Annotated in this window: 16 protein-coding genes; 11 read left to right on the top strand and 5 right to left on the bottom strand. The window is 55.5% G+C overall.

The window, feature by feature from the left end; genetic code table 11:
- Nucleotides 1–36: 36 nt before the first annotated feature.
- Nucleotides 37–588, top strand: a complete 552-nt coding sequence (locus tag ACOTX3_RS01810; protein WP_014831216.1) for a TetR/AcrR family transcriptional regulator — start codon at nt 37–39, stop codon at nt 586–588.
- A 15-nt stretch (nt 589–603) separates the two neighbouring features.
- Here ACOTX3_RS01810 and arsC read toward each other — a convergent pair whose 3' ends face one another.
- From arsC to ACOTX3_RS01790, 4 genes are all read right to left on the bottom strand, one after another.
- On the bottom strand, nt 604–1,035 hold the full coding sequence (arsC, locus tag ACOTX3_RS01805; RefSeq protein ID WP_058679297.1) for a glutaredoxin-dependent arsenate reductase: 432 nt from the start codon (nt 1,033–1,035) through the stop codon (nt 604–606).
- Between the two features lie 12 nt (nt 1,036–1,047).
- A complete protein-coding gene (locus ACOTX3_RS01800) occupies nt 1,048–2,337 on the bottom strand; it encodes an arsenic transporter (protein ID WP_058679296.1) in 1,290 nt (429 codons plus the stop codon).
- A gap of 35 nt (nt 2,338–2,372) precedes the next feature.
- The gene (locus ACOTX3_RS01795) at nt 2,373–2,693 is read right to left on the bottom strand and encodes a metalloregulator ArsR/SmtB family transcription factor (protein WP_038418999.1); all 321 of its coding nucleotides are present in this window, start codon (nt 2,691–2,693) and stop codon (nt 2,373–2,375) included.
- A gap of 255 nt (nt 2,694–2,948) precedes the next feature.
- A complete protein-coding gene (locus ACOTX3_RS01790) occupies nt 2,949–4,634 on the bottom strand; it encodes an aspartate:alanine antiporter (RefSeq protein WP_014169303.1) in 1,686 nt (561 codons plus the stop codon).
- Between the two features lie 270 nt (nt 4,635–4,904).
- Here ACOTX3_RS01790 and ACOTX3_RS01785 point away from each other — a divergent pair, with 270 nt between their 5' ends.
- The gene (locus tag ACOTX3_RS01785; protein ID WP_013097375.1) at nt 4,905–5,288 is read left to right on the top strand and encodes an inner membrane protein YbjM; all 384 of its coding nucleotides are present in this window, start codon (nt 4,905–4,907) and stop codon (nt 5,286–5,288) included.
- 346 nt (nt 5,289–5,634) lie between these two features.
- On the opposite strand, the gene ACOTX3_RS01780 is transcribed toward ACOTX3_RS01785, so the two are convergent.
- Entirely contained in the window at nt 5,635–5,904 is a 270-nt protein-coding gene (locus tag ACOTX3_RS01780; protein ID WP_006809455.1) for a GrxA family glutaredoxin, read from the bottom strand.
- 184 nt (nt 5,905–6,088) lie between these two features.
- On the opposite strand from ACOTX3_RS01780, the gene nfsA reads away from it, so the two are divergent.
- The 9 genes from nfsA (at nt 6,089) to rlmC (ending at nt 14,571) form a co-directional block, all read left to right on the top strand.
- Nucleotides 6,089–6,811 (top strand): nitroreductase NfsA, encoded by a 723-nt coding sequence (gene nfsA / locus ACOTX3_RS01775; RefSeq protein ID WP_127869012.1) that lies wholly within the window; start codon nt 6,089–6,091, stop codon nt 6,809–6,811.
- A 51-nt stretch (nt 6,812–6,862) separates the two neighbouring features.
- Nucleotides 6,863–7,765, top strand: a complete 903-nt coding sequence (gene rimK, locus ACOTX3_RS01770; RefSeq protein ID WP_013097373.1) for a 30S ribosomal protein S6--L-glutamate ligase — start codon at nt 6,863–6,865, stop codon at nt 7,763–7,765.
- 63 nt (nt 7,766–7,828) lie between these two features.
- Nucleotides 7,829–8,305: a YbjN domain-containing protein gene (locus tag ACOTX3_RS01765; protein WP_003858385.1), complete on the top strand. Its 477-nt coding sequence runs from the start codon at nt 7,829–7,831 to the stop codon at nt 8,303–8,305.
- Nucleotides 8,306–8,656: 351 nt separating this feature from the next.
- On the top strand, nt 8,657–9,769 hold the full coding sequence (gene potF / locus ACOTX3_RS01760; RefSeq protein ID WP_013097372.1) for a spermidine/putrescine ABC transporter substrate-binding protein PotF: 1,113 nt from the start codon (nt 8,657–8,659) through the stop codon (nt 9,767–9,769).
- A gap of 143 nt (nt 9,770–9,912) precedes the next feature.
- On the top strand, nt 9,913–11,046 hold the full coding sequence (gene potG, locus ACOTX3_RS01755) for a putrescine ABC transporter ATP-binding subunit PotG (RefSeq protein ID WP_013097371.1): 1,134 nt from the start codon (nt 9,913–9,915) through the stop codon (nt 11,044–11,046).
- Nucleotides 11,047–11,056: 10 nt separating this feature from the next.
- Nucleotides 11,057–12,010 (top strand): putrescine ABC transporter permease PotH, encoded by a 954-nt coding sequence (gene potH / locus ACOTX3_RS01750; protein WP_020689896.1) that lies wholly within the window; start codon nt 11,057–11,059, stop codon nt 12,008–12,010.
- Entirely contained in the window at nt 12,007–12,852 is an 846-nt protein-coding gene (gene potI, locus ACOTX3_RS01745) for a putrescine ABC transporter permease PotI (protein ID WP_013097369.1), read from the top strand. The genes potH and potI overlap by 4 nt, the downstream gene beginning before the upstream one ends.
- A gap of 65 nt (nt 12,853–12,917) precedes the next feature.
- Nucleotides 12,918–13,391, top strand: a complete 474-nt coding sequence (locus ACOTX3_RS01740) for a YbjO family protein (protein ID WP_020689898.1) — start codon at nt 12,918–12,920, stop codon at nt 13,389–13,391.
- A 40-nt stretch (nt 13,392–13,431) separates the two neighbouring features.
- Nucleotides 13,432–14,571 carry a 23S rRNA (uracil(747)-C(5))-methyltransferase RlmC gene (rlmC, locus tag ACOTX3_RS01735; protein WP_058679295.1) on the top strand — a complete coding sequence of 380 codons (1,140 nt, stop codon included), beginning with the start codon at nt 13,432–13,434 and terminating at the stop codon, nt 14,569–14,571.
- The last annotated feature ends 96 nt before the right edge of the window (nt 14,572–14,667 follow it).

The raw sequence follows: 14,667 nt of genomic DNA, 5'->3' as shown, positions 1-14,667 counted from the left end.
TTGTGTACATTTGTACACAAATCAGATGAGGCATGTATGAGCAGACCACCAAACGACCCGCATCGCCGGGAGAAGATCCTGCAGGCGACGCTGGACACCATTGCTGAGCACGGTATCCATGCCGTCACGCACCGTAAAATCGCCAGCTGTGCCGGGGTTCCGCTGGGGTCGATGACCTACTATTTCGACGGCATGGAGTCGCTGCTGGAAGAGGCTTTCACGTGGTTTACCCGGCAGATGTCGCAGCAGTACCGTGATTTCTTCGCGGGGGTAACCAGCCCGGAGATGGCGTGTGAATCCATCACCACGCTGATCCACAGCTCGCAGGTGACGACGCCGCACAACATGGCGCTGATGTACCAGCTCTACACTTTTATGCACCGCAGCGCGGCGCTGAAAACGGTAATGCAGGACTGGATGCAGATGAGCCAGACGACGCTTGAACAGTGGTTTGACCCGGTCACCACCCGCGCGCTGGACGCCTTTATCGAAGGAATGACGCTACACTTTGTCACCGACAGAGCGCCGCTGACGCGCGAGGAGATCCGGGCGATGGTGGGAAGGATTGCAGGCGAGGGGGACCGCTAGCCTGCAGGCCCGACTCTATTTCTGAGTGATTTTTTTCCCGCTGGCATCCACGACGGCTTCACCGTCCTCTTTCGTAAATGCCCCTTTCTGCGCATCCGGCAGAATATCAAGGACCACTTCAGACGGGCGGCACAGACGGGTGCCCAGCGGCGTCACCACAATCGGACGGTTAATCAGGATCGGGTGTTGCAGCATAAAACCGATAAGCTGGTCGTCAGTGAATGTATCTTCTGCCAGGCCCAGTTGCTCATAGGGCTCCACGTTTGTACGCAGCAGCGCCCGCACCGAAATGCCCATGTCGGCAATCAGTTTGATCAGTTCATCGCGTGACGGCGGATTCTCCAGATACAGAATGATCTCTGGCTCGGTGCCGCTGTTGCGGATCATCTCCAGCGTGTTGCGCGAGGTGCCGCAGGCGGGGTTGTGGTAAATGGTGATGTTGGTCATATCAGTGGCTCATTACAGTGTGAAGGAGAGACATAACGCCAGCGCGGCGAGCGTCACAAACAGAACCGGCAGCGTCATGATGATGCCCGTCCGGAAATAGTAGCCCCAGGTAATGGTCATGTTTTTTTGCGCCAGCACGTGGAGCCAGAGCAGGGTGGCGAGACTACCGATAGGCGTGATTTTTGGCCCCAGATCGCAGCCAATCACGTTGGCGTAAATCATCGCTTCTTTAATCAATCCTGTTGCCGTGCTGCCATCAATAGAGAGCGCGCCAATCAGCACCGTGGGCATATTGTTCATTATGGATGACAGGAAGGCGGTGATGAACCCGGTTCCCAGAGTAGTCACCCATAAACCGTGGGTGGACAGCGCATTCAGCACGCCTGAAAGGTATTCGGTTAACCCGGCGTTACGCAAACCGTAGACCACCAGATACATCCCCAGTGAGAAGATGACGATCTGCCACGGTGCGCCGCGCAGCACTTTTCCGGTATTAATCGCGTGTCCGCGTTTTGCAACGGCGAATAAAATCAGCGCGCCAGCTGTTGCAATGGCGCTGACCGGAATGCCGAGAGGCTCAAGCACAAAGAAGCCGACGAGAAGAAGCAGTAGCACTATCCAGCCTGTTCTGAAGGTCGGGAGATCGTGAATGGCCCGGGCGGGCTCCCGGAGTTTCGCAAGATCATATTCCGGTGGAATTTCCTTGCGAAAGAACAGATGCAGCATCACTAGCGTGGCAGCAATCGCGGCGATATCAACCGGGATCATCACCGAGGCGTATTCCCTGAACCCGAGCTTAAAGAAGTCTGCCGACACAATGTTAACCAGGTTCGAGACAATCAGCGGCAGGCTGGCGGTATCGGCGATAAAACCTGCCGCCATCACAAACGCCAGCGTGGTCTGCTTGCTGAACCCCAGCGCCAGCAGCATGGCAATGACGATAGGTGTCAGGATCAACGCTGCACCGTCATTGGCAAACAGCGCCGCAACGGCCGCACCCAGCAGCACGATATAAGTAAACAGCAAACGCCCCCGACCGTTTCCCCAGCGGGCGACATGCAGCGCCGCCCACTCGAAAAAGCCGGACTCATCCAGCAGCAGGCTGATGATAATAACGGCGATAAACGTCGCCGTGGCATTCCAGACGATATTCCACACCACCGGAATATCGTTAAGGTGGATCACGCCGCTGGCCAGCGCCAGCACGGCGCCAATCGTCGCGCTCCAGCCGATACTGAGCCCTTTGGGCTGCCAGATGACCAGTACCAGCGTCAACAGAAAAATTGCCTCTGCCAGAAACATCGTTTACTCCGTTATATCTGTTTTTATGAATGTGTTTAACATGACCCAGGAAGGCTATTCTTTAGCCTTGCACGCGTTTCATCCCGCAGGCAGTTCCAGCTGTTATCGATGACGGTAGCTGCCCACGCAGGCATGTTCGGAGACAAACGGTAATAGACCCACTTCCCCTCACGACGGTCGATAACCAGCCCGGACTCGCGAAGTAAGGCCATATGGCGCGAGACTTTCGGCTGTGACTCCGTGGTTGCGGAGCAGAGATCGCAGACGCATAGCTCACCGGCTTCACGCAGAAGCATGACGATGGAGAGCCGCGTTTCGTCGGAGAGGGTTTTGAAAAGCTGGAGCGGGTGGAGCATGGTTGAACCCTGCGGATAGTTTATACATATTTGTTTAATCATATATGTTTGAGGCGTGGGAGGGAAGAGGGGGGATGATGGAGCAGAGAATTTCAGGCAACAAAAAACCCATCAACCTTGAACCAAAACGGCGGGGTTGATGGGCTCCACAAATTGGGGACATCAAAGAAAAGCAGTGGCACTAGTTATGACTACCCCCTGATAAAAAAGTTCTGCGCGTAACGAAAATTTTTTCGTTACGCGCAAAGTTAAGAGTTATCCGAGTCCAGGCCAGATGATGATGATGAGCGTACCTGCCAGCGTAAGCAGTACGTTAGCGATAGCGTAGGTTCCTGCATAGCCCAGCGCCGGGATGTTGCTGCGGGCGGTATCGCTGATGATTTCCATTGCTGGCGCACAGGTACGCGCACCCATCATGGCTCCGAAGAGCAGGGCGCGGTTCATGCGCAGCACGTAGGCGCCGAACAGGAAACAGATCACCACCGGCACCAGGCTGACGATAAGTCCGGAAACCAACATTTGCCAGCCGACGGCGCCGAGGCTGTGGCCAATGCCGCTACCGGCGCTTAAGCCGACACCCGCCATAAAGACCATCAGACCGAACTCTTTCACCATGTTCAGCGCGCCCTGCGGAATGTAGCCGAAGGTTGGGTGGTTCGCTCGCAGGAAGCCCAGCATAATCCCGGCAAACAGCAGCCCGGCGGCGTTACCGATGCCAAAGCTAAAGTTGCTGAACTGGAAAGTGATCATCCCAATCATCAGGCCAACAATAAAGAAGGCGCAGAAGGCCAGCAGGTCGGTGACCTGGCTGTGAATGGAGATAAAGCCGATGCGGTCGGCGACGGTTTTCACGCGGCGTGCGTCGCCGCTGACCTGCAACACGTCGCCTTTATTCAGGACGACATTATCGTCGATAGGCATCTCAATCTGGCTGCGGATCACGCGGTTCAGGAAGCATCCGTGGTCGGTCAGCTTCAGTTGTGCCAGACGACGGCCGACGGCGTTGTGGTTTTTTACCACAATCTCTTCGGTGACAATACGCATGTCGAGCAGGTCGCGGTCGAATACCTCTTTACCGTTACGGAAGCTTGGGTCCAGCCGCGCGTGGGCATCCGGGTAACCCACCAGGGCGATGTCGTCGCCCATCTGCAGTACCGCGTCGCCGTCCGGGTTCGCCAGGATGCCGTTACGGCGGATACGTTCGATATAGCAACCTGTCTGGCGGTAAATCCCTAACTCGCGCAGATTTTTACCGTCCGCCCAGGCGACCAGCTCTGGCCCAACACGATAGGCGCGGATCACCGGCAGATAGACTTTACGTTTGGAGTCCGTGTCCAGACCACGCTCGCGGGCGATTTGCTGGGCGCTGGTCTGCAGATCCTGATGCTGCAGTTTCGGCAGATAGCGTGCGCCTACAATCAGGCTCACCAGACCAATCAGATAGGTCAGGGCATAGCCCAGGCTCAGGTGATCGAGTGCGGTAGAAAGCTGTGCCCCGGCCATACCGGAATGGCGCAGGGTATCGCCTGCACCCACCAGAACCGGCGTCGAGGTCATGGAGCCTGCCAGCATACCGGCCGTTAACCCGATATCCCAGCCAAACAGTTTACCCAGCCCTAACGCGATCAGCAGCGCACTGCCGACCATCACCAGCGCCAGCATCAGATAATTTTTGCCGTCGCGGAAGAAAATGGAAAAAAAGTTAGGACCCGCTTCCACACCAACACAAAAAATAAACAGCATAAAACCTAAGTTAAGCGCGTCTGTGTTAATGCTGAAATGCTGCTGACCTAATAATAAGGAGACGACTAAAACGCCAATGGAATTACCAAGTTGTACTGAACCCAGGCGCAATTTACCCAGGCAAAGGCCCAGCGCCAGTACCACAAATAATAACAGGATGTAATTCCCATTTAACAAGTCTGCGACGTTTATATTCACGGAGGCTAACTTCTTGTTTACCAGTAAGTTGTTGAATGAAAGGACATTTTGGGCTACTGTTTTCAGTGCCAGGGAATACTTCTACACTCCCTGCGGCCAAAAAAATTCCCTAAGACAATAGCAGCTGGATAGTTTAATCGCATTAGCTACCAACGGCTACTCATTATCGCATAACCGTATGCGGGTTTTGGCAAGGATTGCCGCATAACTTTATCCGATCGGGTGTCCACGCGACGAAACTTTATTTGATAGAGAAGTCAGGAGGATAATTTGAACATTAAAGGAAAATGGGCAGGGGCGATAAGCTGTTTCTTACTGTTCACCGTTGTCTGTATGTCATTAGCGTTTAATGTTAAGGGGGCATTCAGAGCCTCCGGGCATCCGGAACTGGGACTGCTCTTTTTCATTCTGCCTGGCGTGGCCGCGAGTTTTCTCTCGCGTGAAGGCGAGGTTGTTAAGCCGCTGTTAGGGGCAATGCTGGCGGCACCGCTGTGCCTTGTGCTGATGCGGTTGCTTTTTGTGTCCACGCGAAGCCTCTGGCAGGAGCTGGCCTGGCTGCTGAGCGGCGTATTCTGGTGCGCGCTCGGTGCGCTGTTTTTCCTGTTTCTTCGCACTCTGATACGGCATCAACGGTTACATAATAAAAAAGAATGAGAACGCCGTTGCCGCAGATATTGTCGTCAAATACGGTACTGTGTACGGATTGCCCGGTATTCCAGTCCATACCTACCTTTTCCAGTCGTGACTGACAGCATCCCGCGTAGTGCGCCCAATGCCCTTAAGCCGTCTTTCTTGCCGGGTGGCGCTGCGCTTACCCGGCCTACAATCGGCATTAATATCAATGAATTGCATTATTTAACGTAGGGCAAAACGCAAGACGCGCGCTGGATTAACAGGCTAATCCATGCTTCATATGGTTCAATTCTATTGGGTGAAGCGAAAAAGCAATAACTGGCAAATAGATAAAACCCCACGTCAGGGCGCGGGGTTTGCTTAGTGATTACTGAGCGGCAAACAGACCCAGATGTTCTTTAGCGTAAGCTTCAAAATCGGTGCAGCCGCCAATGTGTTTCTGATCGAGGAAGATCTGCGGTACGGTTTCAACCGGTTTACCCACGGTTTTTTCCAGATCGGCTTTGGTGATGCCTTCTGCGTGGATATCCACATAGCGGAAGTTAAAGTCATCACGCTCTTCAGTCAGTTTTTCAGCCAGCTCTTTTGCGCGCACACAGTAAGGGCATCCTGGACGACCAAAAATTACTGCAAACATTTCTCTCTCCTCAAAAAACAAGCCTGACGGCGAATGACACGTATAGTGCACGATAACCTGCCGTCATTAAAGTAGGTTTCGCCTGTCGCTTTAATACCCTTGAGCTATGTTTCGCCAATTACATGCCGCGCATCATTGCCTATACTGGCTGCCACACGTATTAAGCAAGACAAAGAGAGAGACGATGACGCCAACAATTGACCTGCTCCGTTCCCACCGTTCTATCCGCCACTTCACCGATGAGCCCATTACCGAGGCGCAGCGTGAGGCCATCATCGACAGCGCCAGAGCCACCTCGAGCTCCAGCTTTCTGCAGTGCAGTTCGATTATTCGTATTACCGACAAGGCCATGCGCGAGCAGCTGGTGACGCTCACGGGCGGGCAGAAGCATGTAGCCCAGGCCGCCGAGTTCTGGGTATTCTGCGCTGACTTTAACCGCCACCTGCAAATTTGCCCTGAAGCCGAGCTGGGGCTGGCAGAACAGCTGCTGCTGGGCGTGGTCGATACCGCGCTGATGGCGCAAAACGCCTTCACGGCGGCGGAATCGCTGGGATTAGGCGGCGTGTATATCGGCGGGCTGCGTAACAATATTGAAAGCGTAACCGAACTGCTGAAGCTGCCGAAGCACGTCCTGCCCCTGTTCGGTCTCTGCCTCGGCTGGCCTGCTGACAACCCGGATCTCAAGCCGCGCCTGCCTGCAGCGATGCTGGTCCATGAAAACCACTACCAGCCGGTCGACAACGACGTGCTGGCGCAGTATGACGAGGAACTGGCGCACTACTACATGACGTGCGGCAGCAATAACCGCCGCGATACCTGGAGCGACCACATCCGCCGTACCATCATTAAAGAAAATCGCCCGTTTATTCTCGATTATCTGCATAAACAGGGCTGGGCGACGCGCTAGTCCATTCGGTATGATACGCAGGCTTTTCCCATGTCTTTAGAGAGGTGCAGGGTGAAAATTGCCATTTTGTCCCGGGATGGAACGCTCTATTCATGCAAACGCCTGCGAGAAGCGGCGGCAAAACGCGGACATCAGATTGAGATCCTCGATCCGATGTCCTGCTATATGAACATTGACCCTGCAGCTTCCTCGATTCATTACAAAGGCCGCAAGCTACCGCATTTTGATGCGGTGATCCCCCGCATCGGCTCGCAGATCACCTATTACGGTACGGCCGCGCTGCGCCAGTTTGAAATGCTGGGCAGCTATCCTCTCAACGAATCTGTCGCCATTTCCCGCGCCCGGGATAAGCTGCGCTCGCTGCAGCTGCTCGCCCGCCAGGGTATCGATCTTCCGGTCACCGGCATCGCTCACTCCCCGGACGACACCAGCGATCTGATCGACATGGTGGGCGGTGCGCCGCTGGTCATCAAGCTGGTGGAAGGCACACAGGGTATTGGCGTGGTGCTGGCAGAGACGCGACAGGCAGCAGAGAGCGTGATTGACGCCTTCCGCGGCTTGAATGCGCACATTCTGGTGCAGGAGTACATCGAAGAGGCCAAAGGGCGCGATATCCGCTGTTTCGTGGTGGGCAATGAGGTGGTGGCGGCCATTGAGCGTCAGGCGAAAGAGGGCGATTTTCGCTCCAACCTCCACCGGGGCGGCGTTGCGCGGGTTGCTGATATCAGCGAGCGCGAGCGGGAGATTGCCGTGAAAGCGGCGCAAACGCTGGGGCTGGACGTGGCAGGCGTAGACCTTCTGCGCGCAACGCGTGGGCCGCTGGTGATGGAAGTGAATGCCTCGCCCGGGCTGGAAGGGGTAGAAAAAACCACCGGTGTCGATATTGCAGGTAAAATGATTGCATGGATTGAGCGTCATGCCACGCCGGGCTACTGTCTTAAAACGGGTGGTTAAATGGATTACCGCGCACTTTTTGAGTACCCTATGCGAAGTTTTTACTAAAGAGGCTCCACCGCGATGGATTTACAGGTCGTTCCAACACTGGATACGTTACGTCAATGGCTTGATGATGCAGGAATCACCTTCTTTGAATGTGATTCCTGCCAGGCGCTGCATCTGCCTCACATGCAGAATTTCGACGGCATTTTTGATGCCAAAATCGATCTCATTAACGACGTGATCCTATTCTCTGCGCTGGCAGAAGTTAAGCCGTCTGCGCTGCTGGCGCTGGCCTCTGACCTCTCTGCGATCAACGCCAGTTCTTTGACGGTGAAAGCATTCCTCGATATACAGGATGATAATCTGCCAAAACTGGTCGTTTGCCAGTCTTTGTTCTCCGGCGCGGGGCTCTCCTTCAAGCAGTTCGCCTGGTTTATGCGTTTGAGTGAAGAGCAAATTTCAATGGTTATGATGGAAGCCAATGCACACCATCTGCTGTACAGCGCGGAAGACGATGCAGAGAATAATGATGCATCTCCCAATTTTCTTCACTAAGCCTGTCTGACTTTTGCGCAGTCGCTGCCAGAGCGGCTGCATAACGCCATTTATTCTGCTGCTTTTAACCTTTCTTTAAAGAATTTTTCACCTCCCCAAAGGCCATTTCGGCTTATCACGTAGACATAACCTGCATAAAAAATTGATAAAAGGCGTTTTTTCGTCTGGGCTATAGCCGGAGACACGGGCTACAGTTATTCTTGCGATGCTTAAAAAAGCGAGCGGATCCTGCCGGGTAAAGAGGTTTCTTTTTATTTTGAGCAGAGCGACAAACTATGCATGATTTTTGCATATATCCAGATTGCACAGTTTTAGTTCGTTTGTTAACGAGCTTTCAGAAGGAATAACACTATGATCGCCTTGAATAAAAAATGGTTATCGGGTCTGGTTGCGGGTGCTCTGATGGCCGTCTCTGCCGGCACGCTCGCTGCGGAACAAAAAACGCTGCATGTTTATAACTGGTCTGACTATATTGCCCCGGACACGGTGGCTAATTTTGAAAAAGAGACCGGCATTAAAGTGGTCTACGACGTGTTTGATTCCAACGAAGTGCTGGAAGGCAAACTGATGGCAGGCAGCACCGGTTTTGACCTGGTGGTACCGTCCGCAAGTTTCCTGGAGCGTCAACTGACCGCAGGCGTTTTCCAGCCGCTGGACAAGAGCAAGTTACCAAACTGGAAAAACCTCGACCCGGAAGTGCTGAAACTGGTCTCTAAGCATGACCCGGAGAATAAATACGCCATGCCGTATCTGTGGGCGACCACCGGTATTGGCTACAACGTGGATAAAGTCAAAGCGGCGCTGGGCCCGGACGTCAAGCTGGACAGCTGGGACGTGGTGCTGAAGCCGGAGAACCTTGCGAAGCTGAAAAGCTGCGGCGTCTCCTTCCTGGATGCCCCGGAAGAGATTTTCGCCACCGTGCTGAACTATCTTGGCAAAGATCCGAACAGCAACAAGGCGGATGATTACACCGGCCCGGCGACCGATCTGCTGCTGAAGCTGCGTCCGAATATCCGTTACTTCCACTCTTCACAGTACATTAACGACCTGGCTAACGGCGATATCTGCGTGGCAATTGGCTGGGCAGGGGACGTCTGGCAGGCGGCTAACCGTGCGAAAGAGGCGAAAAACGGCGTGAATGTCTCCTACTTCATTCCGAAAGAGGGGGCGCTGGCCTTCTTTGATGTCTTCGCCATGCCGGCCGATGCGAAAAACAAAGATGAAGCGTATCAGTTCCTTAACTATCTGATGCGTCCGGAAGTGATTGCCCATATCAGCGACCATGTCTACTACGCCAACGGTAACAAGGCCTCCTTGCCACTGATTAGCGAAGAGATCCGTAATAATCCGGCTATCTATCCGCCAGCGGATGTGTTTGCCAAGCTCTTCACCCTGAAAGTTCAGGATCCAAAAATTGACCGCGTACGTACCCGTGCGTGGACCAAGGTGAAAAGCGGGAAATAACGGCGTTTGGTAACGTTGCCCGGTGGCGCTATCGCTTACCGGGCCGACACAACCCGTAGGCCGGGCAAGCGTTCGCGCCGCCCGGCGATGCGCACCCTGACGGTGCGTTTGCACCAGTTTTGATCTATGCCGGAGAACACCCCGTGAATGACGCGATCCCCCGCCCGCAGGCGAAAGTCCGTAAAGCGCTGACCCCGCTACTTGAAATTCGTAACCTCACCAAATCTTTCGATGGCCAGCATGCCGTGGACGACGTCAGCCTGACTATCTACAAAGGCGAAATATTTGCCCTTCTCGGGGCGTCTGGCTGCGGTAAATCAACCTTGCTGCGCATGCTGGCCGGGTTTGAACAACCTACCGCCGGGCAGATTGTGCTGGATGGCGTGGATCTCTCCAGCGTACCGCCGTATCAGCGTCCGATTAACATGATGTTCCAGTCTTACGCGCTGTTCCCGCATATGACGGTGGAGCAGAACATCGCGTTTGGCCTGAAGCAGGACAAGCTGCCAAAAGCCGAAATCACCGCGCGTGTGGCGGAGATGCTGAGCCTGGTGCACATGCAGGAGTTCGCGAAGCGTAAACCGCACCAGCTCTCTGGTGGTCAGCGTCAGCGCGTGGCACTGGCCCGAAGCCTGGCGAAACGCCCGAAACTGCTGCTGCTTGATGAGCCGATGGGTGCGCTGGATAAAAAACTGCGCGACCGTATGCAGCTCGAAGTGGTGGATATCCTCGAACGCGTAGGCGTGACCTGCGTGATGGTCACCCACGACCAGGAAGAGGCCATGACCATGGCCGGGCGTATCGCGATCATGAACCGCGGTAAGTTCGTGCAGATTGGCGAGCCGGAAGAGATTTATGAACACCCGACTACCCGTTACAGCGCGGAGTTCATCGGCTCGGTGAATGTTTTTGAAGGTCTGCTGAAAGCGCGTGAAGAAGACGGGCTGATCATCGAATCGCCGGGGCTGCAGCATCCGCTGAAGGTCGACCCGGATAACTCCGTGGTAGACAACGTGCCGGTCTATATCGCCCTGCGACCGGAGAAAATCATGCTCTGTGAAGATCCTCCGGCCGATGGCTTTAACTTTGCCGTGGGCGAAGTGGTGCACATTGCCTATCTGGGCGATCTCTCTATCTACCACGTCCGTCTGAAGAGCGGGCAGATGCTCAGCGCCCAGCTGCAAAACGAACATCGCTACCGTAAAGGACTGCCGACCTGGGGCGACGAAGTGCGTCTGTGCTGGGATGCGGACAGTTGTGTCGTGCTGACGGTATAAGGAGCGGCCAATGAGTACACTTGAACCGCCAGCCCGCGTCGAAAAACCGGGCGGCTTTGCGCACTGGCTGGCGCGCATGCAGATGAACCACGGCCGCAAGCTGGTGATTGCCATGCCTTACGTGTGGCTGATCCTGCTGTTCATGCTGCCGTTCCTGATCGTTTTCAAGATAAGCCTGGCGGAAATGGCGCGGGCGATCCCGCCCTACACCAATCTGCTGGACTGGGCAGACGGACAGCTGACGCTGACGCTTAACCTTGGCAACTTCCTGCAGCTGACGGAAGATCCGCTTTATGTCGAAGCCTATCTGCAGTCACTGCAGGTGGCGGCGATCTCCACGCTCTGCTGTCTGCTGATGGGCTACCCGCTGGCATGGGCGGTGGCGCACAGTAAGCCCTCGACGCGCAACATTCTGCTGCTGCTGGTGATCCTGCCGTCGTGGACCTCGTTCCTGATCCGCGTCTACGCGTGGATGGGGATCCTGAAAAATAACGGAGTGCTGAATAACTTCCTGATGTGGTTAGGGGTTATCGATCAGCCGCTGACTATTCTGCACACCAATCTCGCGGTCTATATCGGGATTGTGTACGCCTACCTGCCGTTTATGGTGCTGCCGATCTATACGGCACTGACGCGTATCGATTACTCGCTGGTGGAAGCCTCGCTGGATCTGGGCGCCCGTCCGCTGAAGACTTTCTTCAGCGTGATTGTGCCGCTGACCAAAGGCGGGATTATCGCCGGGTCGATGCTGGTGTTCATTCCGGCGGTTGGGGAGTTTGTGATCCCGGAACTGCTCGGCGGCCCGGACAGCATCATGATTGGCCGCGTGTTGTGGCAGGAGTTCTTCAATAACCGCGACTGGCCGGTAGCCTCCGCGGTGGCGATCGTGATGTTGCTGCTGCTGATCGTGCCGATCATGTGGTTCCACAAGCATCAGCAGAAACAGATGGGAGATCACGGATGAACAACTTACCGGTAGTGCGCTCTCCGTGGCGAATTGCGATCCTGGTGATCGGCTTTACCTTCCTGTATGCGCCGATGCTGATGCTGGTGATCTACTCGTTCAACAGCTCCAAACTGGTCACCGTATGGGCAGGCTGGTCGACGCGCTGGTACAGCGAACTGTTCCACGACGATGCGATGATGAGCGCGGTGGGGCTGAGCCTGACCATCGCGGCGCTGGCGGCCACAATGGCCTGCGTGCTGGGCACGATTGCCGCGCTGGTGATGGTGCGCTTCGGGCGTTTTCGCGGCTCGAACGGCTTTGCCTTTATGATCACCGCGCCGCTGGTGATGCCGGACGTGATCACCGGCCTGTCGCTGCTGCTGCTGTTTGTGGCGCTGGCGCATGCCATTGGCTGGCCGGCGGATCGCGGCATGCTCACCATCTGGCTGGCGCATGTGACCTTCTGTACCGCGTACGTGGCGGTGGTCATCTCCTCGCGTCTGCGCGAGCTGGATCGCTCCATTGAAGAGGCGGCGATGGATCTCGGTGCCACGCCGGTGAAGGTCTTTTTCATCATCACGCTGCCGATGATTATGCCTGCGGTGATCTCCGGCTGGCTGCTGGCCTTTACCCTGTCGCTCGACGATCTGGTGATCGCCAGCTTTGTTTCCGGGCCAGGGGCGACGACGCTGCCAATGCTGGTCTTCTCCAGCGTGCGCATGGGGGTGAACCCGGAGATCAACGCCCTGGCGTCGATAATCCTCGGCGTGGTCGGAATTGTCGGATTTATCGCCTGGTATTTGATGGCGCGCGCGGAAAAGCAGCGCGTGCGCGATATCCAGCGTGCAAGACGCGGCTGAAGGAATTATTATTTCCAGTGATGTGCCGCGCATGACGCGGCACTGTTTTTCAGGGAAGTAAAACATTGGGATTATTAAAAAAATCACGTCTTACGCACGCTCGTCCAAACGTACCTGCGCTGGTGCAGGTGGCGGCGCTCGCTATTATTATGATCCGCTGTCTTGATGTACTGATGATCCTCAACACCCTGGGGGCGCGCGGCATCGGTGAGTTCATTCACCGCAGCGTGCAAACCTGGAACCTCACGCTGGTATTCCTCAGCAGCCTTGTGCTGGTGTTTATCGAAATCTACTGCGCGTTTTCGCTGGTTAAAGGGCGCAACTGGGCGCGCTGGGTCTATCTGCTGACGCAGGTGACCGCCGCCAGCTATCTGTGGGCCGCCTCGCTGGGCTATGGTTATCCGGAGCTGTTCAGCATTGCCGGTGGATCCAAACGTGAGATCTTCCATGCGCTGGTCATGCAGAAATTACCCGATATGCTGGTGCTCCTGCTGCTCTTTGCTCCAGCCTCAAGCCGGCGGTTCTTCCGCCTGCAATAATGTGTATAATCGCACCCCTCGTTATTCTTAAGGTTTTCCTATGCAGTGCGCACTCTATGACGCCGGACGCTGCCGCTCCTGTCAGTGGATAGAACAGCCGGTCTCTCAACAACTCACCGCCAAAATGGCCGACCTGCAACAGCTGCTGGCTGAACATGCGGTGGGCGAGTGGTGCGCCCCCGTCAGCGGCCCGGAGCAGGGTTTTCGTAATAAAGCCAAAATGGTGGTCAGCGGCAGCGTAGAAAAACCGCTGCTGGGCATGCTGCATCGCGACGGCACGCCGGAAGATCTCACCGGCTGCCCGCTTTATCCTGTCTCGTTTGAGCCGGTCTTCGCGGCACTCAAACCGTTTATTGCCCGCGCGGGGTTAACGCCTTATAACGTCGCCCGTAAGCGCGGCGAGCTGAAATATCTCCTCCTGACCGAGAGCCAGATGGACGGCGGTATGATGCTGCGTTTCGTGCTGCGCTCGCAAGCCAAGCTGGAACAACTGCGCGCGGCGCTGCCGTGGCTGCAGGAGCAACTTCCGCAGCTGAAGGTCATTACCGCCAATATTCAGCCGGTGCATATGGCGATTATGGAGGGTGAGACAGAGATCTTCTTCACCGGGCAGCATGCGCTGGCGGAAACGTTCAACGACGTGCCGCTGTGGATCCGCCCGCAAAGTTTCTTCCAGACCAACCCGACGGTGGCGAGTGCATTATATGCCACCGCCCGCGACTGGGTAAGGGCGTTAAACATCCATCATATGTGGGATCTGTTCTGCGGTGTCGGGGGATTTGGTCTGCACTGCGCCACGCCTGAGATGCAGCTGACCGGGATTGAGATCGCCGCCGAAGCGATTGCCTGCGCGAAACAGTCTGCCGCTGAGCTCGGATTAACCAATCTGCACTTCCAGGCGCTGGACTCCACGCAGTTCGCGACCGGCCAGGGCAACGTGCCGGAGCTGGTGCTGGTCAACCCGCCGCGCCGGGGCATTGGCAAGGCGCTGTGCGACTATCTGAGCCAGATGGCGCCGGATTACATTATTTACTCCAGCTGCAACGCCCGTACCATGGCGACAGATATCGCTCATCTGCCGGGCTACCGCGTTGAACGCGTTCAGCTTTTCGATATGTTCCCGCATACCGCGCATTATGAAGTGTTGACGTTGTTAACCCGCATCCCGGGTAAGGCGTAGCCGCCACCCGGCATGACATCCGCAAAATCTTCAACAAAATGTGAACTCTTCAACCCTGCGAAATCAGGTAAGCTTACGTCATAAGAGATGAAATAA

The sequence above is a fragment of the Enterobacter cloacae complex sp. IR5384 genome (genome assembly GCF_049237265.1).
In the GTDB taxonomy this organism is placed as follows: domain Bacteria; phylum Pseudomonadota; class Gammaproteobacteria; order Enterobacterales; family Enterobacteriaceae; genus Enterobacter; species Enterobacter cloacae.
This window is presented reverse-complemented; position numbering and strand designations above follow the sequence as displayed.

What these genes read in the sequence shown, in the direction of transcription:
- ACOTX3_RS01810 (WP_014831216.1), top strand. Translation starts at nt 37, where the DNA reads ATGAGCAGACCACCAAACGACCCGCATCGCCGGGAGAAGATCCTGCAG.
- arsC (WP_058679297.1), bottom strand. Translation starts at nt 1,035, where the DNA reads ATGACCAACATCACCATTTACCACAACCCCGCCTGCGGCACCTCGCGC.
- ACOTX3_RS01800 (WP_058679296.1), bottom strand. Translation starts at nt 2,337, where the DNA reads ATGTTTCTGGCAGAGGCAATTTTTCTGTTGACGCTGGTACTGGTCATC.
- ACOTX3_RS01795 (WP_038418999.1), bottom strand. Translation starts at nt 2,693, where the DNA reads ATGCTCCACCCGCTCCAGCTTTTCAAAACCCTCTCCGACGAAACGCGG.
- ACOTX3_RS01780 (WP_006809455.1), bottom strand. Translation starts at nt 5,904, where the DNA reads ATGTTTGCAGTAATTTTTGGTCGTCCAGGATGCCCTTACTGTGTGCGC.
- nfsA (WP_127869012.1), top strand. Translation starts at nt 6,089, where the DNA reads ATGACGCCAACAATTGACCTGCTCCGTTCCCACCGTTCTATCCGCCAC.
- ACOTX3_RS01765 (WP_003858385.1), top strand. Translation starts at nt 7,829, where the DNA reads ATGGATTTACAGGTCGTTCCAACACTGGATACGTTACGTCAATGGCTT.
- potF (WP_013097372.1), top strand. Translation starts at nt 8,657, where the DNA reads ATGATCGCCTTGAATAAAAAATGGTTATCGGGTCTGGTTGCGGGTGCT.
- potH (WP_020689896.1), top strand. Translation starts at nt 11,057, where the DNA reads ATGAGTACACTTGAACCGCCAGCCCGCGTCGAAAAACCGGGCGGCTTT.
- potI (WP_013097369.1), top strand. Translation starts at nt 12,007, where the DNA reads ATGAACAACTTACCGGTAGTGCGCTCTCCGTGGCGAATTGCGATCCTG.
- rlmC (WP_058679295.1), top strand. Translation starts at nt 13,432, where the DNA reads ATGCAGTGCGCACTCTATGACGCCGGACGCTGCCGCTCCTGTCAGTGG.